This window comes from Tenacibaculum sp. DPLXC6 (assembly GCF_056815515.1).
The window spans coordinates 3,311,362-3,335,525 of record NZ_CP141806.1 but is presented as its reverse complement, the minus strand read 5'-3'; the positions used below and the strand labels follow the sequence as shown (position 1 = coordinate 3,335,525).

At 33.0% G+C, this 24,164-nt stretch carries 22 protein-coding genes and 1 pseudogene; 11 read left to right on the top strand and 12 right to left on the bottom strand.

The genetic code is table 11. The annotated features are described in order from the left end of the window. Nucleotide 1: 1 nt before the first annotated feature. Genes VCM48_RS15350 through VCM48_RS15340 form a run of 3 tightly spaced genes read right to left on the bottom strand, consistent with a single transcriptional unit; the run spans nucleotide 2 to nucleotide 1,835 of the window. On the bottom strand, nucleotides 2-712 hold the full coding sequence (locus VCM48_RS15350) for a hypothetical protein (RefSeq protein ID WP_440122181.1): 711 nt from the start codon (nucleotides 710-712) through the stop codon (nucleotides 2-4). Between the two features lie 2 nt (nucleotides 713-714). After that, nucleotides 715-1,428, bottom strand: coding sequence for a PspA/IM30 family protein (locus VCM48_RS15345; RefSeq protein ID WP_482271080.1), 714 nt, complete (start codon nucleotides 1,426-1,428; stop codon nucleotides 715-717). Nucleotides 1,429-1,439: 11 nt separating this feature from the next. Further along, entirely contained in the window at nucleotides 1,440-1,835 is a 396-nt protein-coding gene (locus VCM48_RS15340; RefSeq protein ID WP_440122183.1) for a type III secretion system chaperone family protein, read from the bottom strand. 233 nt (nucleotides 1,836-2,068) lie between these two features. Here VCM48_RS15340 and VCM48_RS15335 point away from each other — a divergent pair, with 233 nt between their 5' ends. Continuing rightward, nucleotides 2,069-2,827 carry a helix-turn-helix domain-containing protein gene (locus VCM48_RS15335; RefSeq protein ID WP_440122184.1) on the top strand — a complete coding sequence of 253 codons (759 nt, stop codon included), beginning with the start codon at nucleotides 2,069-2,071 and terminating at the stop codon, nucleotides 2,825-2,827. 1 nt (nucleotide 2,828) lies between these two features. Here the strand turns inward: VCM48_RS15335 and VCM48_RS15330 are convergent, their stop codons facing one another. Continuing rightward, nucleotides 2,829-4,226 carry an FAD-dependent oxidoreductase gene (locus tag VCM48_RS15330; RefSeq protein ID WP_482271079.1) on the bottom strand — a complete coding sequence of 466 codons (1,398 nt, stop codon included), beginning with the start codon at nucleotides 4,224-4,226 and terminating at the stop codon, nucleotides 2,829-2,831. 5 nt (nucleotides 4,227-4,231) lie between these two features. Further along, nucleotides 4,232-5,491, bottom strand: a complete 1,260-nt coding sequence (gene kynU, locus VCM48_RS15325; protein ID WP_482271078.1) for a kynureninase — start codon at nucleotides 5,489-5,491, stop codon at nucleotides 4,232-4,234. A gap of 147 nt (nucleotides 5,492-5,638) precedes the next feature. Here kynU and VCM48_RS15320 point away from each other — a divergent pair, with 147 nt between their 5' ends. Next, nucleotides 5,639-6,415 (top strand): IclR family transcriptional regulator, encoded by a 777-nt coding sequence (locus VCM48_RS15320; protein WP_482271077.1) that lies wholly within the window; start codon nucleotides 5,639-5,641, stop codon nucleotides 6,413-6,415. Between the two features lie 59 nt (nucleotides 6,416-6,474). Here the strand turns inward: VCM48_RS15320 and VCM48_RS15315 are convergent, their stop codons facing one another. The 3 genes from VCM48_RS15315 to VCM48_RS15305 form a co-directional block, all read right to left on the bottom strand. After that, nucleotides 6,475-7,287 (bottom strand): M23 family metallopeptidase, encoded by an 813-nt coding sequence (locus VCM48_RS15315; RefSeq protein ID WP_482271076.1) that lies wholly within the window; start codon nucleotides 7,285-7,287, stop codon nucleotides 6,475-6,477. 13 nt (nucleotides 7,288-7,300) lie between these two features. Then, complete coding sequence (serA, locus tag VCM48_RS15310) at nucleotides 7,301-9,193, bottom strand: phosphoglycerate dehydrogenase (protein WP_482271075.1); 1,893 nt, start codon at nucleotides 9,191-9,193, stop codon at nucleotides 7,301-7,303. 169 nt (nucleotides 9,194-9,362) lie between these two features. Beyond that, nucleotides 9,363-10,172 carry a UbiA prenyltransferase family protein gene (locus VCM48_RS15305; protein WP_482271074.1) on the bottom strand — a complete coding sequence of 270 codons (810 nt, stop codon included), beginning with the start codon at nucleotides 10,170-10,172 and terminating at the stop codon, nucleotides 9,363-9,365. A 131-nt stretch (nucleotides 10,173-10,303) separates the two neighbouring features. Here VCM48_RS15305 and gcvP point away from each other — a divergent pair, with 131 nt between their 5' ends. Further along, nucleotides 10,304-13,159, top strand: a complete 2,856-nt coding sequence (gcvP, locus tag VCM48_RS15300) for an aminomethyl-transferring glycine dehydrogenase (protein WP_482271073.1) — start codon at nucleotides 10,304-10,306, stop codon at nucleotides 13,157-13,159. Nucleotides 13,160-13,210: 51 nt separating this feature from the next. Here the strand turns inward: gcvP and VCM48_RS15295 are convergent, their stop codons facing one another. Next, the gene (locus tag VCM48_RS15295; protein WP_099216293.1) at nucleotides 13,211-13,498 is read right to left on the bottom strand and encodes a hypothetical protein; all 288 of its coding nucleotides are present in this window, start codon (nucleotides 13,496-13,498) and stop codon (nucleotides 13,211-13,213) included. A 602-nt stretch (nucleotides 13,499-14,100) separates the two neighbouring features. On the opposite strand from VCM48_RS15295, the gene VCM48_RS15290 reads away from it, so the two are divergent. Next, the gene (locus tag VCM48_RS15290) at nucleotides 14,101-14,970 is read left to right on the top strand and encodes a M90 family metallopeptidase (protein WP_099216292.1); all 870 of its coding nucleotides are present in this window, start codon (nucleotides 14,101-14,103) and stop codon (nucleotides 14,968-14,970) included. A 323-nt stretch (nucleotides 14,971-15,293) separates the two neighbouring features. Beyond that, complete coding sequence (locus VCM48_RS15285; RefSeq protein ID WP_482271072.1) at nucleotides 15,294-15,734, top strand: hypothetical protein; 441 nt, start codon at nucleotides 15,294-15,296, stop codon at nucleotides 15,732-15,734. A 304-nt stretch (nucleotides 15,735-16,038) separates the two neighbouring features. Here the strand turns inward: VCM48_RS15285 and VCM48_RS15280 are convergent, their stop codons facing one another. Next, nucleotides 16,039-17,670: an ABC-F family ATP-binding cassette domain-containing protein gene (locus VCM48_RS15280; protein ID WP_482271071.1), complete on the bottom strand. Its 1,632-nt coding sequence runs from the start codon at nucleotides 17,668-17,670 to the stop codon at nucleotides 16,039-16,041. A 224-nt stretch (nucleotides 17,671-17,894) separates the two neighbouring features. Between VCM48_RS15280 and VCM48_RS15275 the strand changes: the two genes are divergently transcribed. From VCM48_RS15275 to VCM48_RS15250, 6 genes are all read left to right on the top strand, one after another. Continuing rightward, on the top strand, nucleotides 17,895-19,064 hold the full coding sequence (locus VCM48_RS15275; protein ID WP_482271070.1) for a hypothetical protein: 1,170 nt from the start codon (nucleotides 17,895-17,897) through the stop codon (nucleotides 19,062-19,064). A gap of 1 nt (nucleotide 19,065) precedes the next feature. Then, complete coding sequence (locus VCM48_RS15270) at nucleotides 19,066-19,764, top strand: OmpA family protein (RefSeq protein ID WP_482271069.1); 699 nt, start codon at nucleotides 19,066-19,068, stop codon at nucleotides 19,762-19,764. Then, entirely contained in the window at nucleotides 19,764-20,621 is an 858-nt protein-coding gene (locus VCM48_RS15265) for an HNH endonuclease signature motif containing protein (protein ID WP_482271068.1), read from the top strand. Before VCM48_RS15270 ends, VCM48_RS15265 begins: the two co-directional genes overlap by 1 nt. Nucleotides 20,622-21,057: 436 nt before the next feature. Next, a complete protein-coding gene (locus VCM48_RS15260) occupies nucleotides 21,058-21,198 on the top strand; it encodes a hypothetical protein (protein WP_482271067.1) in 141 nt (46 codons plus the stop codon). Nucleotides 21,199-21,783: 585 nt separating this feature from the next. Continuing rightward, entirely contained in the window at nucleotides 21,784-22,611 is an 828-nt protein-coding gene (locus tag VCM48_RS15255; protein ID WP_482271066.1) for a DUF5677 domain-containing protein, read from the top strand. Between the two features lie 151 nt (nucleotides 22,612-22,762). After that, nucleotides 22,763-23,281 (top strand): hypothetical protein, encoded by a 519-nt coding sequence (locus VCM48_RS15250; protein ID WP_482271065.1) that lies wholly within the window; start codon nucleotides 22,763-22,765, stop codon nucleotides 23,279-23,281. 74 nt (nucleotides 23,282-23,355) lie between these two features. Here the strand turns inward: VCM48_RS15250 and VCM48_RS15245 are convergent. Together VCM48_RS15245 and VCM48_RS15240 are read right to left on the bottom strand one after the other, a co-directional pair. Then, a pseudogene (locus VCM48_RS15245) lies at nucleotides 23,356-23,541 on the bottom strand (DNA polymerase III subunit delta); the annotation flags it as partial. 6 nt (nucleotides 23,542-23,547) lie between these two features. After that, on the bottom strand, nucleotides 23,548-24,150 hold the full coding sequence (locus VCM48_RS15240; protein ID WP_482271064.1) for a hypothetical protein: 603 nt from the start codon (nucleotides 24,148-24,150) through the stop codon (nucleotides 23,548-23,550). Between the last annotated feature and the right edge of the window lie 14 nt (nucleotides 24,151-24,164).

Genomic DNA, 24,164 nt, shown 5'->3' with positions numbered 1-24,164 from the left:
TTTAATTAATATATGATTGTGCGTAATAAAAAGACTTATCTTGACTCTGTTTTATAATCAAAATTTGCTCTCTATATTGTATTGGACTCCCATCTAACGATTTAATATTTATCGATAAATGAGTCCCTTCAGCTTTTACTTCAGCTGAACCTAATTTTTTTTCTTTGATATTAGATAAAGAAACACCTACTCTACCTACTATTTCTATCGGTAAGTCTCCATGCTGATTTAAGTTCTTAAAAAAACTTTTAAAAGGTGTTGTGAATATTTTATTAATGAATAGTGACGGTAAAAAACCTATTAACATTAGCACAAATCCAAAGCTATTATTTATACTACCCGTTAAAACTGTAGAAAATGCTGTACAAATCCACCAAATAAAAATCCAACAAGTAAATGTGAACATAAAAGGCAAACCAACAAAGTTGAAATAAATAAGAAATATTTGCCACCATTTTAGTGGTTTTCTTTTCTTCCCTAATACATCTTCTTTATTTACTTCTGCATTAGAAACATCATGAAAATCTGCATTTCCTCCTTCAATACCTGAATCTGTATCTATATCGAAATCTGCATCAATATCTACGTCTACATCTAAATCGAAATCTATTCCAGAAATCATGGTTACTATCCAATATAGTAATAGTATAATTACTAATATTGTTAGAGGTAAATTTACTGATGAAAATATAATATCGGTAAAAGTGTTCAATTCTATGCGTCTTTATCGTTTAACCCTAACTTTTCTTTCAGTTTTAATAAACTTTCTTCAGCTGTATTTTCAGTAACATCTGCTGCCTCAGACAACTCTTGATCTATTGACTTAGAGGATTTCGCTATTTCTCCATAAGCTTCTGCTAAAGCTTCTTCTTGTTGTACTTTCTCTTTCATACGTTCTAACATAGAAACAGTACTCGCACTGTCAATATCAGCCATTTGTTTATTCAAGTTCTTTGTAGCTTTAGAAACTTTAACTCTAGCTTTTAATGTTTTCAACTCATTTTCCCATTTACTAATATTCTGTTTAATTTCTTGAATATTATGTTCTAATTTACTCACAGAATCATTGAATTGAACTTCATCTTTTTTCACCATTACTATTTTATGGTTTGTTTCTTCCTTTTTCATCAAAGCCTCTTTCGCCAAACGATCTGCTTCAGCTACCTCCATATCTCCATTTTGTCCTTTCTTCAAAATTAATATCGCCTTTTGCTCATAATCTTGACTTTTGAAAGTTAATTCTTCTCTATCGTTTTTAGCTCTAATAGCTAATGCTTTTACTTGTGCAAGCGATTCTAAACTTTTTTCAAGATTTAATTTTAAATCTCTAATCCCCTGCTCTGTCATTTTAATAGGATCTTCCATTTTATCTATCGCAGAATTTGCTTCTGATTGCCCTATTTTAAAAAGTCTTTTAAAAAAATTCATATCTATTTTTTTTAATATTTTGAAAAATTAATAATGTGATCTGAGTATTCACTCAATAGTAAGCTAAGTGAGTTTAAGCTAGCTTCAAACTCGTTAGCATCTAAGTTTTCCAACTGAAGTGTATCTCTAAAAATAACACGCTCTCCACTTTCATCCAAGACAAAAGCACCATGAATAATATCTCTATTCTTCTGCAACAGACTCTTAAAAACCTCTTGATTTGGCTGTTTAATTTTAAAAATATATTGCTCAAAAATGATTATTGGATTTGCAACACCTATAATTAAGTTTTTAATCCCTTCGTTTTCTTTTTCGACAACAAAAATACCTTCCTCTTGATTTTCTTTTACAATATTGAAATTTAACTCCAGTAAAAATCCTTTTACTTTACTAAAATGTACATTCATTTTTAAGTAGTTTGATTAGTTTGTATAGCATTCTTTTTAAGCGATAATATTACAAAAAGTTTCTAAAACCAAAGACACTCAGTATAATATTATTAGTAACATAAATTTTTAATTTTAAATACTCTCTACTAATTTTTAAACTAAAAAAATTAGCAAAAACAAAAATAATTAGCTAATATTGTTTGCTCAAATATACGAAAATAAAATTATTCAGCAAATAAAATTAGCAAAACATGTCATTCTTTGGTAAAAACATAAGAAAAATTAGAAGCGTCAAACGCCTAAGCCAACAAGCTTTTGCTGAACTCTTCAACCTGAAAAGAGCTACATTAGGCGCCTATGAAGAAGGTAGAAGCGAGCCTAAAATTGACACTATCATAAAGATTGCTAATTATTTTAGCATACCTATAGACAACTTACTAACTTCTGAGCTTACTGTTAATAATTTACTTCAATTTAAAGAGAGTCTAACTCTAGAAACTGAAAAACTACCTAAAGAAACTACCTCCAAAATCCCTTGTATTACCGAAAAAGCAATCACACAATACCTAGAACACCATAACAATACTTCTTTTATTAATGATCTACCTATAATCCAACTCCCAATTAGCTCTCAAAAAAAACTTAGAGCTTACACTATTTCAAATTTAGAAATGGCTAATCATGACAATGGACTGTACCCTAATGACATAGTAATAGGTGAACTTACACCAAACAACAATATAAAGAACTTAAAAAACGGAGCACTTACCCTTACTCTTGTCAAAAATGAATTGATTTTACGTAGACTTTACGTCAATGACGATTCTGTAATACTCCGTGCAAATCATAAAAACATCCCTGATAAAACATTTTCTATTGAAGACATTAAAGAGTTATGGAAAATACAATACGTTTTTTTTAACAGAGTTCCTGATTTTAATACCTCCATCGAAAACAAACTCTCTTTTTTAGAACAAGAATTCTTTAAATTAAAAAGAGAATTAGAATAACCTACCTAAACCCTGCAATTTTATCTTCTTCTATAATTTCGTTGGTTTCTTCTTGTACTTTTTTTAACACCTCATTTAAATCGCTAATTGTATCTAAATCGTGGTGCGCCACCATATTTAACAAAGCTTTGTCTTGAGCGCGTCCTTTTTTCATCGCTTCTGCATACGGTATTTCTTCATTAAAAGTTACCATAGAGTATTTTGAAAAATATTCGGTTGGGAATGTTTTTTCTAAATCCATCTCCAACTTTCTCTTTTGTTTAAATAAAGGGTTTGCTACATGGTCGCGCATTTCGTAAAAGTTATCAATCGCCAAATCGGCAATAGCATCAGTATCTTCTTTACGTGCTTTTTCATAGGCTTTAAAAGTAGCTTCCCAATCTCCTTCGTGCGCATCTAAAATTGTATCAAATACAGTTACATCTTCAAAAGAAGCATTCATTCCTTGACCATAAAACGGAACAATTGCATGGGCTGCGTCTCCCATTAACAAGGTTTTATTTTGATAATGCCATGGTGAACATTTTACCGTTCCCAAAGCTCCTGTTGGATTGTTTAAAAACTCGTCTTTAATACTCGGTATTAATGCCAACGCATCTGAAAATTCTTTTTCAAAGAACTCGGTTATTTTTTCTTCAGTAGTTAAGTTATTGAAATTGTATTCTCCTTCATCATAACTTAAAAACAGAGTTACAGTAAAACTTCCATCCAAGTTAGGTAAAGCAATTAACATATACTCTCCACGAGGCCAAATATGCAAATGATCTTTACTTATTTGATGGTTTCCTAATTTATCCGCAGGAATTTCTAATTCTTTATATCCGTGCGTAAGGAAGTTTTGTGAATAGCTAAACAAGAATTTTCTTTCTAAATAGTAGCTTTTTCTCAATGCAGATCCCGCTCCATCAGTTCCAAAAATCACATCTCCATCTACCGAAAACTCTTCTTTGGTATTATAATCCTTAAAGTGCGCTACTGTATTTTCAATATCTACCGAAGTACACTCTGTATTAAAATAAATATTTACATTTTCGTGCTTCTCTGCTTCCGTTAATAGAATCCCGTTTAAATCACCTCTTGAAATAGAGTTGATATACTCTCCTTCTCTTCCTGAATAATTAGACGCAAAAGTATTTTCTTCTCTATCGTGCATTAAGCGCCCATACATTGGAATACAAATTTCACGTGCTTTTTCTTCCACACCACATAAACGCAAAGCTTTAAAACCGCGATCAGATAATGCTAAGTTAATGGAACGTCCTGCTGAAATATCAGTAACTCGTAAATCTGGACGACTTTCATACATTGCTACCTTATAGCCTCTTTGTGCTAAACGAAGTGCTAATAAACTTCCGCATAAACCAGCACCTATAATTACTATGTTTTCTTGTTTGTTCATTTGTTTTATAACAATGTTTTTAAAATTTCAACCATCCTGTATACATCTTCAAAACTATTATACATTGGCACTGGTGCGCAACGGATTACATCAGGCTCTCTCCAGTCGGTTATAATATTATTTTCGGTTAGTTTTTTGTGTAAACTTTTATCTGCATTCTTTACTTGAATAGACAATTGACACCCTCTTTCTTTCGGATTCGATGGCGTAATTATTTTAATTCTATCAGTATCAATCTGATTGATTAGATATTCAAAATATCCCGTTAGTTTTTCTGATTTAGCTCTTAAAGCTTCCATTCCTACTTCTTCAAACATATCTAACGAAGCTCTAATTGCTGCCATCGATAAAATAGGAGGATTTGATAACTGCCAACCTTCTGCTCCTGGCATTACATCGAAGGGTTGACGCATGTTAAAACGAGTTTCTTTGTTATGATTCCACCAACCTGCAAAACGAGGTAATTCTTTATTATGTGCATGTTTTTCATGTACAAACAATCCTGCTAAACTTCCAGGACCCGAATTTAAATACTTATAGGTACACCAAGCTGCAAAATCTACTCCGCTATCATGTAACTCTGGAGAAATATTTCCTGCACCATGCGCCAAATCGATACCTACTATACAGTTTTTAGCATGACCAATTTTTGCAATACGTTTGATATCTAAATACTGCCCTGTATAATAATTCACACCACCAATCAACAACAAGGCTATTTCATCACCTTGTTCATCTACTATTTTCTCTAAATCTTCAATACGCAATAACTCTTCTCCTTCACGAGGTTTCCATTCTATCAATCCTTCTTCCGTATCAAAACCATGGAATTTTAATTGCGATTGTACCGCGTATCTATCTGAAGGAAAAGCGTCACTTTCTATAACAATTTTATACTTTGTTTTAGTCGGTTGATAAAACGACACCATTAACAAGTGTAAATTGGTCGTTAGCGTGTTCATCACTACCACTTCTAATGGTTTAGCTCCCACTATTTTTGCCATCGAATTTGTCAAAAACTCGTGATATGGCATCCATGGATTTCGAGCTTCGAAATGCCCTTCTACTCCATATTTTGCCCAATCATCTAATTCTTGTTGAATGTATTGTTGCGTTTGTTTAGGTTGTAATCCAAGAGAATTTCCTGTAAAATACAACCAGTCATTCCCTTCTGCATCTTTTGGAATATGAAACTGCGCTCTTAAATGCGCTAAATTATCTTCTTTATCTAGTTGTTGTGCGTAATCGAGTGTTGGTTTATACATGCTTATTATATTTCTAAAAACCATTTCAAAAACACTAAAGATACTTCATTTTTACCTCAAAATAAAACCTAAAGTGTTTCACATAATAAAACGGTGTTTTATAAATCTACATATTTTTATTATATTGGTCAATAATTTTTTGAGAAAATGAATACAGATTCTAAAAATTTAAACCAATCTATTATCAAAGCGTTTGCTGTTTTAGACGCTTTTACCAATGATAAAAAAGAATGGGGAGTTAGAGAATTAGCTGCTAAAACAGGCTATAATAAGAGTACCGTATATCGATTACTAAGTACTTTAGTTTCGTTGAATGTTGTACAACAAAACGACAATGAAAAATACCAACTAGGTAGTAAGCTGTTTGAGTTAGGAAATCGTGTTTCAATCTATAAATCACTAAGAAATTTAACTAATGAACCTATACAGAAGGTAGCTTTAGAAATTCAAGAAACTGTTTTATTAGGTATTTTAAAAGAGCAACAAGTATTACACATCAATAAAGCTGATAGTTTACAAGGACTAAAAATAAGTACATCTATTGGTTCTTATGCACCTGTCAATGGAAGTGCCATTGGAAAATTACTCTTAGCTTTTTCTTCATTAGAAAGCCAAGAAGCCTTTCTAAATTCAACCACACTACAGACGTTTACCAAAAACACCATTACCTCAGTTTCAAAATTTAAAAAGGAATTAGTACAAATTCAACAGCAACAATTTGCATTAGATATTGAGGAATCAGAATTAGGTTTAGTTTGTATTGCAATCCCCATTTATAACAATAAAGGGAAAGTAATAGCAGGAATCAGTGCTTCTGGACCTTCTAGCAGATTTAAAATGGAAAATGTATCTAGTTACATTCAGATTTTACAAAAAGGTGCTTCGAAAATTGAACAGTCGCTAGAAGATTTTGATATTTTATAAAAAACAAAGAAGCCTTGAAAATTTTCAAGGCTTCTTTGTCAGTTTAAATATTCCATCGCTTAATTATAAGTCCTTTTATATTTTTGTTTCTCTTCTAAATAAACAGAATCCTCTCCATCGTTAATTTTAAACTTTGTTTTTAAAGTTTCTCTTTCTCCTATTTTTTGATTAAATACTACAAAGTGTAAATGTGGTCCAGTAGAAAAGCCTACATTACCACTTTTGGCTATTAACTGTCCTTTTTTCACCTTATCTCCTACATTTACTAAAGCTCCATTTTGTTTTAAATGAACATATTCTGAAAAAGTACCATCAGAATGATAAATTAAAATAAGATTATTGTATTTAACACATTCTTTAGTTGGGCATGTTTTATTATTGTTCTCAACAACTTTAACCACAACTCCATCTCTTGCAGCATAAATATCAGTATTTATGGGCATAGTAAAATCTAATGAGTTTTCATTTTGATGAGAAAAACTACCATTATATCCTTGATAAAGCTTAAACAATCTATCTTTTTCAAATGGCAAGTTGTACACAAAAGAAGTATCAGCTTTACTATTGAAGTGATTTCCGTAATTAAATCTTGTCTTAGAACCATAACCGTAACGTCCTCTTTTCACATAAGTCAATTTAGACAACAAAAAACCTTTCGTCCTAGCTGGAACAACAAACACTTTATTATTTCCTTCAGAAGATTCCATATTATTTAACGTAAAATCTACCTTTATAGAAACAGGGCAATATTCATCATTATCTGCTAAAAACTCATACCCTTTCTCTATTTTATTAGCATATGTTTTTAATTTAATTTGAGAAAAACCCAAACCAGAAACTAAAAACATAATCAATAGCAATCTTTTTTTCATATAACTTTAATTTTTAATATAACACTCTAAATTTAATAGTACCATCTACTTTTTTCAGTTTTGCAATTACTTCTTGATTGTATTCTTTATCCACATCGGTAATTACATATCCAACCTTCTCATCTGTAGACAAATACTGCCCAGTAATATTCAATTCATATTTTGCTAACACCTTGTTAATTTTCGCCATTACTCCTGGTACATTCTTATGAATATGTAAAAAACGGTGTGCGTTTTTATGTTTCGGTAAACGAATATTTGGGAAATTAACCGCATCTACCGTGTTTCCAGAGTTGATATATGCCATGATTTTATTCGGAACAAAATCAGCAATATCTTTTTGAGCTTCTTCTGTACTACCTCCAACGTGCGGAGTTAAAATCACGTTATCCAACCCTTTTAATTCAGTATAAAACTCACCATTTTTACTTGGCTCTTCAGGATACACATCTACGGCTGCTCCTGCAATTTTACCAGACTTCAATCCTTCTACTAAAGCTTCAATATCCACTACAAATCCACGAGAAAGATTTACTAAATGAACTCCATCTTTCATTTCAGCTATTTCTTCTCTTCCTATAAAGTTTTTGTTGGCAGCATTATCATCCACATGCAAGGTAACTACATCAGAAATATTCAATAATTCTTTTAAAGTATCCAACTTTGTAGCGTTTCCTAAAGCTAATTTGTCTTCTACATCGTAATAGTACACATCCATTCCAAGCGCTTCAGCCAATACAGATAGTTGTTTACCAATATTCCCGTACCCTACAATTCCTAGCTTTTTACCACGAACCTCTCTCGATCCCTGAGCTGTTTTGTTCCACTCACCGTTGTGAATTTCAGTGCTTCTTTGGAAAACACTACGCATTAACATAATAATTTCTCCAATCGCTAATTCAACTACCGAACGCGTATTGCTATAAGGTGCATTGAAAACTACTACTCCGTTTTCTTTACAAGCCTCTAAATCGATTTGCTTGGTTCCAATACAAAAAGCAGAAACTACCATTAGTTTTTCAGCAGCTTCAATCACTTTGCGAGTTACTTGTGTTTTAGAACGAATTCCTAACACATGAACGTCTTTTAATTTTTCAATCAATTCATCTTCCGACAAACTTCTTGAAACAGTTTCTACAGAAAATCCATCACCTGACAACTTTGTAAAAGCATCAGGATGTACGTTTTCTAATAATAAAATTTTGATTCTGTTCTTTGGGTATGATAAGTTTCTAGGCAATTTGTTAACGTATAAAAATTCATCTAAATTCGGTGTAATATGGTCGGCGTTGGCAATTGTCTTTTCTCTAGACACATTTTCGGTATACGCAAAAAAGGTATCTGCAACACCAGCTTCTTTGGTCACTGCATCACTATAGCCATCTCCAATCACTTGTACTTCACCTTCTAAATTTAAGGATTTTAAACAATCTATTTTACCATTATGCTTAGATAATGGGTTTTGAGTATCAAATCCTACAATAACTCCTGCTTTATCAAACTCAAATGTGTTTGCAAATACTCTTTCAGAAGGAATATTATATGCCGCTACAATTGGATCAATAAACTCTTTAAATCCTGCGGAAATCACATAAATAGCATCCGAAAAATTTTCAAAAAAATCTTTATTTCTTTCAATAGAAGGAGACACTTTTTGCTTTAACTCCTCAATTAACAAAGGCAAGTCTGCCTTTGTTGCTTTTAATAATTGAATCCGCTTTTCTAAGGACTCAGTAAAAGAAATATCACCATCAATTCCTTGATTGGTTATGTGGATTATCTCTTGAACAATCTCTTCTTTCTTCGGATTTCCCGCCAGCGTGATTTCTGCCAAAACATCTAATGCTTCTACACGGGTTAACGTGCTATCGAAATCGAAAACGAAATTTCGTTTTGCTAAATTCATGTTACTTAATTTGTGTTTTTGTTGTTGTGTTGTTAAGCCAACGAATGTACAAAGGTTTTCTTAAAAACACATATTACAAAACCCTTAAGTTTCAGTTTTTAACTATAAAAAATATGCTACTTACAAGCTATTACTTTTTAAGTTCTAATACTTCTAAAAAACTTCAGTTTTAAACGAACAAAAATAACCACCAAAAAATCGGTATGCCTTCAACCCAAAAAGAGCTATAGTATTTAGACTGATTTGTTTTTGCCCTCATCAACAGAAATAGTAATACAGTAAACAACACTAAAAAAACAGTTCGAAAATGAGTATTCGGGCTAATCATAAATTCCAACACCAAACATAATCCAAGCAGAACAACTCCAAACTTTTTAGTGTTTTCTATACCTATCTTTTTAGGGATTGTTTGCAAAGAAATAGCATCATATTGCACATCTCTTATATCAAATGGAAGGATTAATACTACCACCAATAAAAAACGTTGTATTGCAGATAAGTAAACCTCAGTTGTAAAAGAGGTTTCACTGGCATATATAGGTAACAATACCGTAGTTGCAGCCCATACTAAAGCCACTACTATTATTTTTAAATAACCAATACTTCGTAAGTTTTTTTGGAATCCACTTAAAAAAGGTACTGCATATAAAAAAGTTAAAACTCCTAGAGGCACAAAAAACAATAATGTTCTTAGAGGTAATAACCATGCATAGTAGCACATTAACAAGAAACAAATCAGCGAAAATATTTGAATGATTTGCAGGTTTTTAGTCAAACTTCGGTGATGGAGTTTCGCAACTCCTGCATATTTAACAAAATTATACCCAGTAATTGTGGCAAAAAACACAAAAAAAATCAGTGACTCATCGTATGAAAAACCAAAGTATAATTCTGTAATTCTAAACAAAGAAAACACCGCTAAGGCTACATGGATACTAGAATTTATATAAAAATCGAGTGCTTTTTTAAAAAGGTTCATCTAACAAAAATAACTTTTATGTTTATAACCAGCTGTTTTGGTTAATAAAATATTGTTTTTAACAAAAAAATATGTAGTATCAAATCAACCAATTTCACTATTTTTGAGGCACGAAAAACAACAACACAATAATGAACACAAATTCATTTCAACTTAGGCATATAGGTCCTCGTGTTAAAGATCAGGATCAAATGCTTCAAACAATTGGCATTGAGAGTTTAGACCAATTGATTTATGAAACTATTCCCGACGATATTCGTTTACAAAAAGAGCTTGATTTAGCTCCTGCCATGAGCGAATATGAATACCTAAATCACATCAATGAATTAGGTGCTAAAAACAAAGTTTTTAAAAGTTATATAGGTTTAGGATACCACGAAGCTATTTTACCTAGTGTTATCCAACGTAATATTTTAGAAAACCCAGGATGGTATACTGCTTATACTCCTTACCAAGCTGAAATAGCACAAGGACGTTTAGAGGCCTTGTTAAATTATCAAACTATGATTTGTGATTTAACAGGAATGGAGTTAGCGAATGCTTCGTTATTAGACGAAAGTACTGCTGCTGCTGAAGCTATGGCTTTATTATTTGATGTTCGTGAAAGAGCACAAAAAAAAGCTAACGTAAACAAGTTCTTTGTTTCAGAAGAAATTTTACCACAAACCTTATCGGTATTACAAACACGTGCTATTCCTATCGGAATTGAATTAGTTGTTGGTAACCACCAAGAGTTTAACTTCTCAGAAGAATTCTTTGGAGCTATTGTACAATATCCTGGTAAACACGGACAAGTATATGATTATACTGATTTTGTTGCTAGCTGTAATGCTAATAACATTAAAGTAGCTGTAGCTGCTGATATTTTATCGTTAGTAAAATTAAAAGCTCCTGCTGAATTTGGTGCTGATGTTGTTGTAGGTACTACGCAACGTTTTGGTATTCCTTTAGGATACGGAGGACCTCACGCTGGATATTTTGCTACTAAAGAAGCTTACAAGCGTAGTATTCCTGGTCGTATTATTGGAGTTACAAAAGATGTTGACGGTGGTCGTGCTTTACGTATGGCATTACAAACACGTGAACAACACATTAAACGTGAAAAAGCAACTTCTAATATTTGTACTGCACAGGTATTATTAGCTGTTATGGCAGGTATGTATGCTGTATACCACGGTAAAGATGGTTTACAATACATTGCAGATCGTGTACACACAAGCACTACAACCTTAGCAAAAGCTTTAACAGATTTAGGTTTCAAACAAAAAAACAACGCTTATTTCGATACTATTTTAGTTGAAGTTGAAGCAGACAAGTTGCGTCCAGTAGCAGAAGCTAACGGAATCAACTTTAACTACATCGATGCAGAGCATGTTTCAATCTCTGTAAACGAAACTGTTGGTTTAAAAGAAATCAACGAAATTGTTGACTGTTTCGAACAAGCATTTAATATCAAAGATATTTTAGTTACTGAATTTACTTCAGCTGACGTAATTCCTGCAGATGTAAAAAGAGCAACTTCTTTCTTAGATAACGACATATTCAATACGTATCAATCAGAAACTGACATGATGCGTTATATCAAAAAATTAGAGCGTAAAGATTTAGCATTAAATCACTCAATGATTTCTTTAGGGTCTTGTACCATGAAGTTAAATGCTGCTTCTGAAATGTTACCGTTGAGTAATCCTCAATGGGGAAACATCCACCCATTTGTACCTTTAAACCAAGCGGAAGGATACCAAATAATGTTAGATAACCTTGAAAACCAATTAAACGTTATTACTGGTTTTGCAGGTACTTCTTTACAACCTAACTCTGGTGCACAAGGTGAATTTGCTGGATTAATGACTATTAGAGCATATCACGAAGCAAATGGAGACACCAACAGAAACATCTGTTTAATTCCTGCATCTGCTCACGGAACTAACCCAGCATCTGCTGTTATGGCAGGTATGAAAGTGGTAGTTACCAAAACAGATGAAAGAGGAAACATCGATGTAGAAGATTTACGTGCAAAAGCTGAAAAACATGCTGATAATTTAGCTGCTTTAATGGTAACTTACCCATCTACTCACGGAGTATTTGAAAAGGCTATTAAAGAGATTACGCAAATTATTCACGATAATGGCGGACAAGTATATATGGACGGTGCAAACATGAACGCACAGGTAGGATTAACAAATCCTGCAACTATTGGTGCCGATGTTTGTCACTTAAACTTACACAAAACATTTGCGATTCCTCACGGTGGTGGTGGACCAGGTGTTGGACCAATTTGTGTAGCTCCTCAATTAGTTCCGTATTTACCTAGCAACCCTGTTATAGCAACTGGTGGTGACAATGCCATTACTGCTATCTCAGCAGCTCCTTGGGGTTCTGCATTGGTATGTTTAATTTCTTACGGATACATTACTATGTTAGGTGCCGACGGGTTAACAAACTCTACTAAGAATGCAATTTTAAACGCAAACTATATTAAAGAGCGTTTAAGCGGACACTACAGCACTTTATATACAGGTGAAATGAACCGTGCAGCACACGAAATGATTTTAGATTGTCGTGAGTTTAAACAAAACGGAATTGAAGTTACCGATATCGCGAAGCGTTTAATGGACTACGGATTCCACGCGCCTACTGTATCTTTCCCTGTAGCGGGTACAATTATGGTAGAGCCAACCGAATCGGAAGGTGTAGCTGAATTAGACCGTTTTTGTGATGCGTTAATCTCTATTAGAAAAGAGATTGCTGAAGCGAGTAAGGAAAACCCTAACAACCCGCTTAAAAATTCACCACATACGCAAGAAATGTTAACTGCTGATGAATGGGATTTACCATACTCTCGTAAACAAGCAGCATTTCCTTTAGAGTATATTGCAGACAATAAGTTTTGGCCTTCAGTACGTCGTGTAGATGATGCTTTTGGTGACCGTAACTTAATTTGTTCTTGTAATCCTATTGAAGATTATATGGAAGCGGAAGCTTAATAAATATAACACCTATAAAAAAAGACCTCGAAATTTCGAGGTCTTTTTTATTTATGCAACTCTTACAATTCTTTCTAACGGAATAATGGTTGCCTGTTTTAGTATTACTGAAGTATCAGTAATACCCCAAACAGTAGTTTCTACTTTTTTTAAGCCATCCATATCCATAAAAAATATTTTTACCTTTTCTCTTTCTAAGTTTCCTAAAGATAGTGCTCGTTGTAAATCTAAAATACGATTTACCATTGCTTTCTTTTTGTTTAACACCTCTTCTTTTGGAAATTTCAAGAACTTGATTTGTTCTTTTGCTACAGTCTGAAAATTTAAGTTTGTAGTCATATATATTGGGGAATTTATGGTTACTAATTAATTGGTATGTATAAATACAATACATTAATCTTGTTGCCAATGTATACATTCCAAACCTTATTTACAAATAATTTAATAAAACAACATAAATTTTAACACCTACAAAAAACAAGTGGCTATTTTTTAATAAACAATCAACAAAACAAACAAACAATTACAAAACACTCAAAACCAAAAACTTAAATACCATTACTAAAGAAGATTACTTCGTTTCCCTCACAATAACGAAACCATCCCGTCATCTCGAACTGGAGCAACGCGGAATGTGAGAGATCTCAATAATGGAAGTTACTGACTTCATGAGATTCCTCTCATCCGTTCGGAATGACCAAATCATCCCGTCATCTCGAACTGGAGCAACGCGGAATGTGAGAGACCTCAATAATGAAAATTACTGACTTCATGAGATTTAGTTCCACTGAACCTTACGGTTTCTCACATCCATTCGGAATGACACTTACCTAACGTCATTACGAAGGAGGTACGACTGAGAAATCTCAACAAAGTACTCCCTCTCTACCCTATTTTTATATATTTGAAAAAAATTACTACTAGTCACAACGCTATTTTAAATGACTTATCTATCTATAATTATACTCGTAGGTATTTTTCTTGTATTCAAAAAAAACACCTCAACCACTAAGTGGAAACAACCAACAACTCCATTCCCCAGTAAATGGAAAGTTATTTTAACTAAAAAAGTTGCTTTTTACAACGCACTCACTCCTGATGAAAAAGAATTGTTCGAGTTTAAAGTTTTTGAATTCCTATTAAATCATGAGGTTATTGGTGTTGATGTTACAGTTACAATTACTGACAAATTACTGATAGCTTCTAGTGCTGTAATTCCTATTTTTAATTTTCCTGAATGGCGCTATCCTAACATCAAAGAAATCATTTTATATCCTGCTATGTTTAACGAGCATTTTGAAACCGAAGGAAACAACCGAAGAATTTTAGGAATGGTAGGTAACGGGTATTTAGAAGGAAAAATGATTTTATCTAAACCTGCTTTACATTTAGGTTTTGAAAATGAAACTGATAAAAAGAATACTGCCATCCATGAGTTTGTACATTTAATTGATAAACTAGATGGTAATATTGACGGAGTACCACATGTATTATTAGAAAAGCAATACAGTATTCCGTGGGTAGACTTAATCAACAAAAAAATTGAAGAAATATACAACGACGCTTCTGATATCAATCCGTATGGCGGAACTAACAAAGCGGAATTTTTCTCGGTAGCAAGCGAATACTTTTTTGAGCGTCCGAAATTATTAGCCAGAAAACATCCTGAGCTTTATGCATTGCTAGAGCAAATCTTTAAACAAGATATGGACGACATGAACCTGCATTTAAAACGTTTGGATATTTCCAGAAACGATCCTTGTCCTTGTGATAGCGGTGTGAAATACAAGAAGTGTTGCGGAGTGAACTAGACCTTCTCCTCTACTCGTCATTTCGAAGGAGGTACGACTGAGAAATCTTAAGCATAAGAACTACTCTCCTCTTGAGATTCCTCACATCCGTTCGGAATGACATAAAATTAATCAGAATGACACTTACTGAACATCATAGTGAGGAGTCATAACGACGCGGCTATCTTTTTGTTCGATACACAACTAATTCTTACATTTACTTAAAAAAGTAACTTACATTTTTTGTTATGATAGAAAAGTTGATTGAATACGAAAAAGACGAACTTGATAATTGGTATAATACTTCTGTGGAATTCTCCGATAACTTCATGAAAGAATTTGTTATGTATGCTAATAACCACAAGAGCAAGGTTATCAATTATACTCTTAGCTCTGAACCTTCACTTATATCATCACACAATATAATATATGAAGCCCTTTCAACTTATTCTACAGACTGGAATGATTTTCTTTTTGATGAACTAAAAAGAATTTTAAACATTGTTGAAAAAGAACCAAAAAAATATCGAATCTTAGAGGTTATTGATTCCTTTGAAGTAGATAACATCTATGATAATGATTTTAGTTTTTTTGAAAAAATGATTAATTTATTATTTCAATATCATGACAATGCTAAAAACAAAAAAGTAAAGGGACATACCAGTTATGTCCTTCAAGATTTACTAACTGAAGCCGGTGAAGACTATAAGACTCGACGATGGTGGTCTAAAATGGATAATATTATAGAAGATTACCACAGAACAGAAATACTAAAAAAATCATAGCTTCAATTCCATCTTTATTTCAATTAAAATATTAGCTGAAGAAACCTAAATATCAGTCATAAGAGTTATTCACCTCTTGAGATTCCTCACATCCGTTCGGAATGACATAAAATTAATCAGAATGACACTTACTGAACATCATAGTGAGGAGTTATAACGACGCGGCTATCTTTTCTTCAACTGACAGATTGCTTCACTTCGTTCGCAATGACAATAAACAAGACGTCATTACGAAGGAGGTTACGACTGAAGTAATCTTACTCTCGACTAGCAGATTGCTTCGTTCCACTCGTAATGACGTTTTTTATAAGTCTATTTCCTTTAACGCTTTAATATTATTACGCTCTAAAAACGCATCAATCTTTTCAAAGTGTTCGATAACGCGTTGGTCTTTAAACTCAAATACTTTTTGAGACAATCCTTGTAAGAAATCACGATCGTGCGATACTAAAATCAACGTTCCGTCGAAGTGTAATAAGGCTTCTTTAATTACTTCTTTTGATTTTAAATCTAAGTGGTTCGTAGGCTCATCTAAAATCAACACGTTTACAGGTTCTAGCAATAGTTTCACCATTGCCAAACGGGTTTTCTCTCCTCCAGAAAGTACTTTTACTTTCTTTTCTAAATCATCTCCCGAGAACATGAAACGCCCTAATATATTTTTGATTTGCGTTCTTACGTCTCCTTCCGCAACCTCATCTACGGTTTGGAAAATTGTTAGTTCAGGGTCTAACAATGATGCTTGATTCTGTGCAAAATATCCCACTTTGGCATTGTGCCCTAAACCACATTCACCCTCAAAATCAATTTCTCCCATAATTGCTTTAATCATGGTTGATTTTCCTTCTCCGTTTCTTCCTACAAACGACACCTTTTCTCCACGGGCTATAGAGAAACTTGCATCTTTAAATACGGTTAAGTCTCCGTATTGCTTCGTCAATCCTTCCACTTTTACAGGATAGTCTCCCGAACGTGGTGACGGTGGAAAACGTAATTTTAAGGCTGAAGTATCTACCTCATCTATTTCTACAGGAACTAATTTTTCTAACATTCGTTCACGCGAGGCTACTTGATTCGTTTTTGAATAGGTTCCTTTAAAACGTTCGATAAACGCTTTGGTATCGGCAATAAACTTTTGTTGTTCTTGGTAAGCTTTTAACTGATGTGCACGACGTTCTTTACGCAACTCTAAATAGTGTGAATAGTTGGCTTTGTAATCGTGAATGGTTCCCATCGTTACTTCAATGGTTCTGTTGGTAATGTTATCGATAAACGCCTTATCATGCGAAATTACTACTACCGCCTTGGCTTTGTTTAATAAGAAATTTTCCAACCAAATTACCGATTCGATATCTACGTGGTTGGTAGGCTCATCTAACAAAATTAAATCGGGTTTTTGCAGTAAGATTTTCGCCAGCTCTATACGCATACGCCAACCTCCACTAAACTCTGAAGTAGCTCTTTCAAAATCTTCTTGTTTAAATCCTAACCCTTTTAAAGCTTTTTCTACTTCTGCTTCGTAGTTTACTTCTTCTAACGCGTAGTATTTTTCCCCTAAATCCGATACTCGCTCGATGATTTTCATATAATCATCCGATTCGTAATCGGTACGAGTTTCTAATTGTTTGTTGAGGTCATCCATTTCGGCTTTCATAGCAAAAATAGACGCAAATGCTTTGGATGCTTCTTCTTTTACCGTGCAGTTGTCTTCCATTAACAAGTGCTGAGGTAAGTAAGCGATTACGGTATCTTTCGGACTACGAACGCCTCCTTTAGTTGGTTTAGAAACTCCTGCTATAATTTTCATCATGGTGGATTTTCCTGCGCCATTTTTACCCATTAAGGCAATTTTATCGTTCTCGTTTATTACAAACGAAACGTCGCTAAACAGGGTGTTACCACTAAACTCAACCGTTAATTGATCTACCGTAATCATACAAAATATTTTAAGCGGCGAAATTAGCAAAAATGGTGTATAAACTTGTGAAAAACTTTTATTACATAAATAACTGATTTTACGGATTTCCATAAACATATGTATACTCATTGTTTTAGGTTCGTGAGAACTAAAAGTGAAACTGACATCTTATGTTTAATTAAATAAAAAGGCATTGCTCTTTTATAACAAACTAGTTGTCATTTGAAAAAAAACGAAATCACATGATAGAAATATTAAATCAAAGCATTGACACAATTTCATACTGCTTAGCAATTTTGATTTTAATATCGCCTTTTCTACTAAAACGTAAATTTGGTAAGGGACATATAGCTAACCTCACTATTACAATTGGAATCTTTGGAACTTTTCTTGGTGTTTTCATCGGACTACTTGGTTTTAATCCAGACGATATTACGGATAGTGTACCTAAACTAATAAATGGGCTTCAGACAGCTTTTATAACCTCTATTGCTGGACTTCTTGCTAATCTGGTTTTACGAATTTATCCAAGCGTATATGGCTTTAGGGAAGAACTAGCTGGTAAAAAGTCTGATGATATAGCTGAACAAATGATTGAGTCATTAAATCGTCTTACTAATTCAATTGTAGGTGATGGAGAATCTACTATGATTACTCAACTACAAAAAATTAGAACTACCAATTCAGATGGTTTTGATAAAATGAATAACTCATTTGAAGATTTTGCTGAGAAAATGGTTGCAGACAACACTCAAAGTCTAGTTGATGCTTTAACTCAAGTAATGCAAGATTTTAACACAAAGATTAACGAGCAATTTGGAGAAAATTTTAAACAATTAAATGAAGCTGTAGGTTCTATGCTTGAATGGCAAAAAGAATACAAAGAACATATTGAAACATTAACTGCTCAATTTTTTGCAATAGCCACAAATATTCAACAAATTGACAACGCGTTAAAATCAACTGCCGAAAGTAATAATACTATATTCGAGACAAATGAACTACTAAGAGAGACTGTTACTGATTTTTCATCTACTGTTAAATCATTTGCTGAACTCGGTGATAAGGCTAAAGATTCATTCCCAATCATTGAGCAAAATATGAATTCTTTAACCGAAACATCTAACAAATACATAAGGGACTCACTAGCGGACATTCAAACAAACTATGATTCGTTTTCGAGTACTCAAAAACGATTAATAGAAAACTACAAGGCGAACATTGAAAAAATGATTACTGATAATGCTGATAGAATTAAAAACCTAGATAATGAATTAGGGCAAGAGTTAAATAAATCTCTAGAAAGTCTTGGTAGTCAACTGACCAGTTTATCTCAACATTTTGTTAATGACTACAAACCATTGACTGAAAAACTAAAGGAAGTAGTACAATTAGCCAACAAAATTAACTAGTATGGAGAATTTTAGCCAAAAACAAGAAGGTGAAAGTCAATGGTTACCAATATCAGACTTAATGTCTGTATTAATGATGGTTTTTTTACTTATTGCTGTGAGCTACATGTTGAAGGTTTATTTAGAAAAAGAAAAAATTCAAGAAGTTGCAGTTACCTATAACAAACTTCAAAATGAACTTTATGAAGATTTGAACCTTGAATTTAAAGAAGACCTAAAAAAATGGAATGCGGAAATTGATAAGACTAGCTTAAGTGTTCGATTTAAATCTCCAGACATCTTATTCAATATGGGGAGTGCTAACTTAAAACCAGAGTTTAAAAGAATTTTAGCTAATTTCTTCCCTAGGTTTATTGCAATTTTACATAAAGATAATTACAGAAACGATATTGATGAAATTCGTATTGAAGGACACACTTCTAGTTACTGGCGAGCCAAAACAACCGAAAGCAAAGCTTACATATATAATATGGAGCTTTCACAAAACCGAACTCGGAATGTCCTTGACTACGTACTCCGTAAAGAACCTGATAAAAATCTAGCGAAATGGATTAGACTTAATGTAACTGCCAACGGACTTAGTTCGAGTAAACTTATTTATAATGAAGATGGGACACAGAACAGAGAATTATCAAGACGTGTAGAGTTTAGAGTTAAAACAAACGCAGAAAAAAGAATAACTAAAATACTTAGCGAGTAATGAAGCTGATTAATTTTTATAATTCTGAGAAATTAAATTCACTTCTTGAAGAAATGGGAGCTGAATTAAAAAGAATTAAAACACCCAATAGCTGGGAAGGTATTGATGATTCAAAACTAGCTGAATTACTCAAAACAGGTGAAGTTGAGATTGAATTAAGTGAAATCAAGACTAATGATGGTGTTTTTGAGTACAAAGGAAAAAAAGTGATTGTTTACATACGCGATCAATATTACAAGTATTACTCAAGAGGTTACAAGTTTCATTTAACAAAATGCAATACAATTGGTAGAGCTTTTTTAAACAGACGGAATTCAAGATACGTTGTCTCCTTAAGAACTGACGGTCTATTTAAAATAAACCTAATGGAAGACAATCAAATTGTAAAGGAAGATTTAATAGAACCCATGAACGTTTGCAAAAACTGTCTTGAACAAGTTAATTATAAAGAATATAAAATTCACCCCTATCATATTAAAACAAATATTTACGAAAATTTTGATTTAGCAGAATACTTCAATCAATTCAAAGATTCAAACCTAAATACTGGACTTTTTAGAAACGCGAATAATGCCCCTTTAAATGTTTACAACAAAAATTTTAATCTAAAGAGTAAAGCTATAAGGGAGAAAAGAAACTATATATGCCAAGATTGTGAAATTGACATGTCAAATAATGAACATAAAAAGTTTGCTCATGTTCATCACAGAGATGGAGATAAATCAAACGATAACCCGACAAATCTTGAAGTACTTTGTATTGAATGTCATTCTAAACAACCAGAACATAATAGACTAAAATATACACCTGATTTTAGAGACTTTACAATTAGAAAAAAGAATTTAGAATTTAAATAACTCTTCACAAAACACATGCATATAACAGAAAGAGAACTTAGTTTAACCTCATAAAGATTAGCAATATCCTTCATATAATATAGAATTTTGTCCGTTCATTTGTTTGTACGGCTGCTAACTCATACTACAACTAACAAAATTCTACTTTTAAGTATTGGTTGGTAGCTTTTTCTTAATCTCTTTTAATGTTTTCTCCGAGAGCGTTTTGTAATATCTGTTGGGATTTGAGGCTACGGCTAGCACCGCTGTCAACTTTTTTACGAGTGCTATTAATTTATCTATTGCCTTAGTATTAGCGACCCATGCCGTGGTGTTAACGGAGCATGCCGTGATATCAGCGACCCGTGCCGCGGTGTCTGCGGAGCATGCCGTGATATTAGCGACCCGTGCCGTGGTGTCTTCGGAGCACGCCGTGATATCAGCGACCCATGCCGCGGTGTCAACGGAGCACGCCGTGATATCAGCGACCTGTGCCGTAGTGTCTGCGGAGCATGCCGTAGTATTAGCGACCCATGCCGTGGTGTCTTCGGAGCATGCCGTGATATTAGCGCCCCATGCAAGTTTTTATGATAGCTAAAACTACTTTTAGTACCTAAATAATTGAGTTTATGGGATTCCGTAAGAATATGTACTTGTCTTTTTTTAGGTTCGTAAAAGTATAAACAAACATAAATACAATCATAAACCTACCAAAATGGTTGTATAACGATGTATTATACATCTATATAAACAAGTTGTGCAACATACCGAAAACTAATTATTCCGAATTATATTTGGAAATAATTTTTGACAAATAATAATACGCTCTTTAAAATCTTGGTGAATTAAATAGTTGGGTTTATAGCTTAACTCAAGGAGTTATTGTTCGATTAATCTGTGATTCTATAATTAAAAAAATAAGTCATATGAAAAAAAGATTCAATAATATCGTAAAAGGTCTAACCTTTATTATAATTCCAGTAATTCTAATAACGTTATTTCTATTTGGTGGGCAGACCATCCCGAACAGCAGACGTGTCCAAAAAGAAATTCCTTGAAAGCTCCAACATTTATGAAACCTAGGGACGGGTTAGAGGTTCGATTCCTCGGTCTGCTACTAAATTATAGGCTGTCTTTTCAGACAGCCTATTTATTTTAAAGATTATACAATAAATTATACAAAATGAATAAAGAAATAAAATTAGGCACTGAAGAGTATTTAGAAATTGCACAGCAAACACTTGACAAAACTATTCGATTAATAGCCAAATCTGTAAATAAAGGATTGACAAATACAAAAGACGATGTGGCAATGTCTTTTTCTCTTATGGTGGGTCCAATTTTGGACACAAGTAATTCTTTACTTGTTTTATCCACTATGGGAAAAATGCGTGATTGTTATTCTTTGTCTCGTATAATATTTGACCACGTTTTGAATTTGGGATATTTTGGAGCCAAAGGAGAAGAAACCGTTAAAAAGGCTTTACAACACTATCACCAAAAGGCATTTCGTGATTTAGATAGAAAAATTGAAATAAAAGATTTAACATTTGGCATCGGATTAAAGGATATTGACAAAACACCAATTTCGGACAAACTTAAAGAAGCACTGAATTACTTCACTTCAAATAAAGGATTTGAAATTAGGTCTTGGACTGGAGATAATGTTTTTAAAAAAATTGAGATAATTAGAGATTATTACGGAAAGGAAGTTGGAATGATGCTAGTTATAAATTTATTTTTTATTTACCGACATTCATCTGAAATTATGCACGGAACACTTTTTGGAAGTCTATTTGCACGTGGAATGACAAAACCCGAAAGTGAACAACCAAATGATGAAAAAGAATTAGAAATATTTCACAGAACCAGAATTAGCTTTGTTTTAATATGTTCAATTCTTTTAAACTATGTTACTTTTAATATAATTAACAAACATTATCCAAGACAAAAAGAAATGGATGAACTATCGGAATTAATAAAGGACTTTAGAATTACATTATACGAATAAGTACGTTGCACAACACCGTATAAAATTAATTGCTAGTGCAAGCCTACTTACGAAAATCCTCGCGGATTTTCTATTCGGTTTGTATTTGCTAAATTAGTTGCTTAAATCACGCAACTAATCTTATACAAAACCGTTGCCAAACATTAAAAAAATGAAAAGACTGACTTTAGTAATTGCCTTGACAATTGGGACAATTTCTCTTTTTGCTCAAGAACCAACAGAAAACTTAGACTCTTTAACCAGAGTTTTGACTGGAGTATGGGAAATTGAAAAAGTGATAGACAAGGACGGGAAAGAAGTTGAATCTATAACGAGAGAAATGAAAGGTTCACCATTGGGTAATGAAATCCAGATTAAAGCAACAGGACCTAAAATGACATTAAACGAAGATGGAAGCTATGAACTTCAATTTACTCCTGAAAACACGGACAAAGGAAATTGGTTTTTAGAAAGCCCGACTTCTCTTATACTCCAATTAGTGACCAAAAAAGGGACTAGTAGTTATAATATGCTCAAATCAGCAGCAGAAATGTTTGGTAAGACCTTAAAATATGACCAAGACGGAAATATTGTTGAGAACAATAAACGAGAAATCACAAAATTGGAATCAGACGAATTGTTAATTCGTTACGAGACTGACTATTATCAAGTATATAGAAATAAAAAATAAAAACGTTTGGCAACAATGGCTATAAAGCATAGGCCTAACCAACCAAACCGTTCCTACGCTTCATAGCCGGAACGTTAATGCAAAATCTTAAACAGCAATTCTTTTAAAATATCAGCATGAGTTTGGTTGGCTCCTACTCCTTTGCTTTTTACATCGGCATCGCGTAATAAGGCGATAATTTGCGATACTTTACGCATCGGGTAGTTACGGGCTGCGTTTACGTAGTCATCCACAAAATACGGGTTTACCCCCAAGTTTTTAGGGCTTTATAAAACTTTTAATCTTCTAAAATCAACTTTTCTTTGGTTTAAAAACTTTAAGTCTACAAAGTATTCTTCAAAATCTTTTTTAAGAATATTTTCTCCAGCTCTACTTAAATACATATCTTCCATTTCCCATTTTTTATAATATATATTAATAACGTTTTGTTCGTAAAGCTTCATTCTGGCTTCAACTTCATTCATAAAAACTGATGTTTGCAGTTTTATATTTCTGTCTTTTAAAGAAATTGTTATTTGCGACCTAAACCTTTTACGAGTTTCAAACCTGTCGTGTTTGTTTTTATAATATTCAGGCGACCTTATAAATAATTCGTCTAAAAAACTACTCTTTTCATCAAAGTAATCGTCTGGATTTTCTCTACATTCTTTTCCATATACATCAATAGATATAGTTTCGTCGTAATAGAATCCTTCAATTCTAACATCTTCTGTAGATACTTTTATGTGTAAGTAATCTTTAAAGAGCAACTTGTTTGACCTATTGTTGTATCTGGTAGCATTATTATAGTTATCGGGACTCTTATGTGAAGATGTAAGGTAAATACCTTCAACTATTTTTCTTATAAATGTTACTAAGCTAAACTGCATTATTAATGGGGTTC

What these genes read in the sequence shown, in the direction of transcription:
- VCM48_RS15290 (WP_099216292.1), top strand. Translation starts at nt 14,101, where the DNA reads ATGACTTATCTATCTATAATTATACTCGTAGGTATTTTTCTTGTATTC.
- VCM48_RS15250 (WP_482271065.1), top strand. Translation starts at nt 22,763, where the DNA reads ATGAAAAGACTGACTTTAGTAATTGCCTTGACAATTGGGACAATTTCT.
- VCM48_RS15330 (WP_482271079.1), bottom strand. Translation starts at nt 4,226, where the DNA reads ATGAACAAACAAGAAAACATAGTAATTATAGGTGCTGGTTTATGCGGA.
- VCM48_RS15285 (WP_482271072.1), top strand. Translation starts at nt 15,294, where the DNA reads ATGTATGCTAATAACCACAAGAGCAAGGTTATCAATTATACTCTTAGC.
- VCM48_RS15335 (WP_440122184.1), top strand. Translation starts at nt 2,069, where the DNA reads ATGTCATTCTTTGGTAAAAACATAAGAAAAATTAGAAGCGTCAAACGC.
- VCM48_RS15240 (WP_482271064.1), bottom strand. Translation starts at nt 24,150, where the DNA reads ATGCAGTTTAGCTTAGTAACATTTATAAGAAAAATAGTTGAAGGTATT.
- VCM48_RS15305 (WP_482271074.1), bottom strand. Translation starts at nt 10,172, where the DNA reads ATGAACCTTTTTAAAAAAGCACTCGATTTTTATATAAATTCTAGTATC.
- VCM48_RS15275 (WP_482271070.1), top strand. Translation starts at nt 17,895, where the DNA reads ATGATAGAAATATTAAATCAAAGCATTGACACAATTTCATACTGCTTA.
- VCM48_RS15255 (WP_482271066.1), top strand. Translation starts at nt 21,784, where the DNA reads ATGAATAAAGAAATAAAATTAGGCACTGAAGAGTATTTAGAAATTGCA.
- VCM48_RS15345 (WP_482271080.1), bottom strand. Translation starts at nt 1,428, where the DNA reads ATGAATTTTTTTAAAAGACTTTTTAAAATAGGGCAATCAGAAGCAAAT.
- VCM48_RS15340 (WP_440122183.1), bottom strand. Translation starts at nt 1,835, where the DNA reads ATGAATGTACATTTTAGTAAAGTAAAAGGATTTTTACTGGAGTTAAAT.
- VCM48_RS15315 (WP_482271076.1), bottom strand. Translation starts at nt 7,287, where the DNA reads ATGAAAAAAAGATTGCTATTGATTATGTTTTTAGTTTCTGGTTTGGGT.
- VCM48_RS15280 (WP_482271071.1), bottom strand. Translation starts at nt 17,670, where the DNA reads ATGATTACGGTAGATCAATTAACGGTTGAGTTTAGTGGTAACACCCTG.
- serA (WP_482271075.1), bottom strand. Translation starts at nt 9,193, where the DNA reads ATGAATTTAGCAAAACGAAATTTCGTTTTCGATTTCGATAGCACGTTA.
- VCM48_RS15265 (WP_482271068.1), top strand. Translation starts at nt 19,764, where the DNA reads ATGAAGCTGATTAATTTTTATAATTCTGAGAAATTAAATTCACTTCTT.
- VCM48_RS15320 (WP_482271077.1), top strand. Translation starts at nt 5,639, where the DNA reads ATGAATACAGATTCTAAAAATTTAAACCAATCTATTATCAAAGCGTTT.
- gcvP (WP_482271073.1), top strand. Translation starts at nt 10,304, where the DNA reads ATGAACACAAATTCATTTCAACTTAGGCATATAGGTCCTCGTGTTAAA.
- VCM48_RS15270 (WP_482271069.1), top strand. Translation starts at nt 19,066, where the DNA reads ATGGAGAATTTTAGCCAAAAACAAGAAGGTGAAAGTCAATGGTTACCA.
- kynU (WP_482271078.1), bottom strand. Translation starts at nt 5,491, where the DNA reads ATGTATAAACCAACACTCGATTACGCACAACAACTAGATAAAGAAGAT.
- VCM48_RS15295 (WP_099216293.1), bottom strand. Translation starts at nt 13,498, where the DNA reads ATGACTACAAACTTAAATTTTCAGACTGTAGCAAAAGAACAAATCAAG.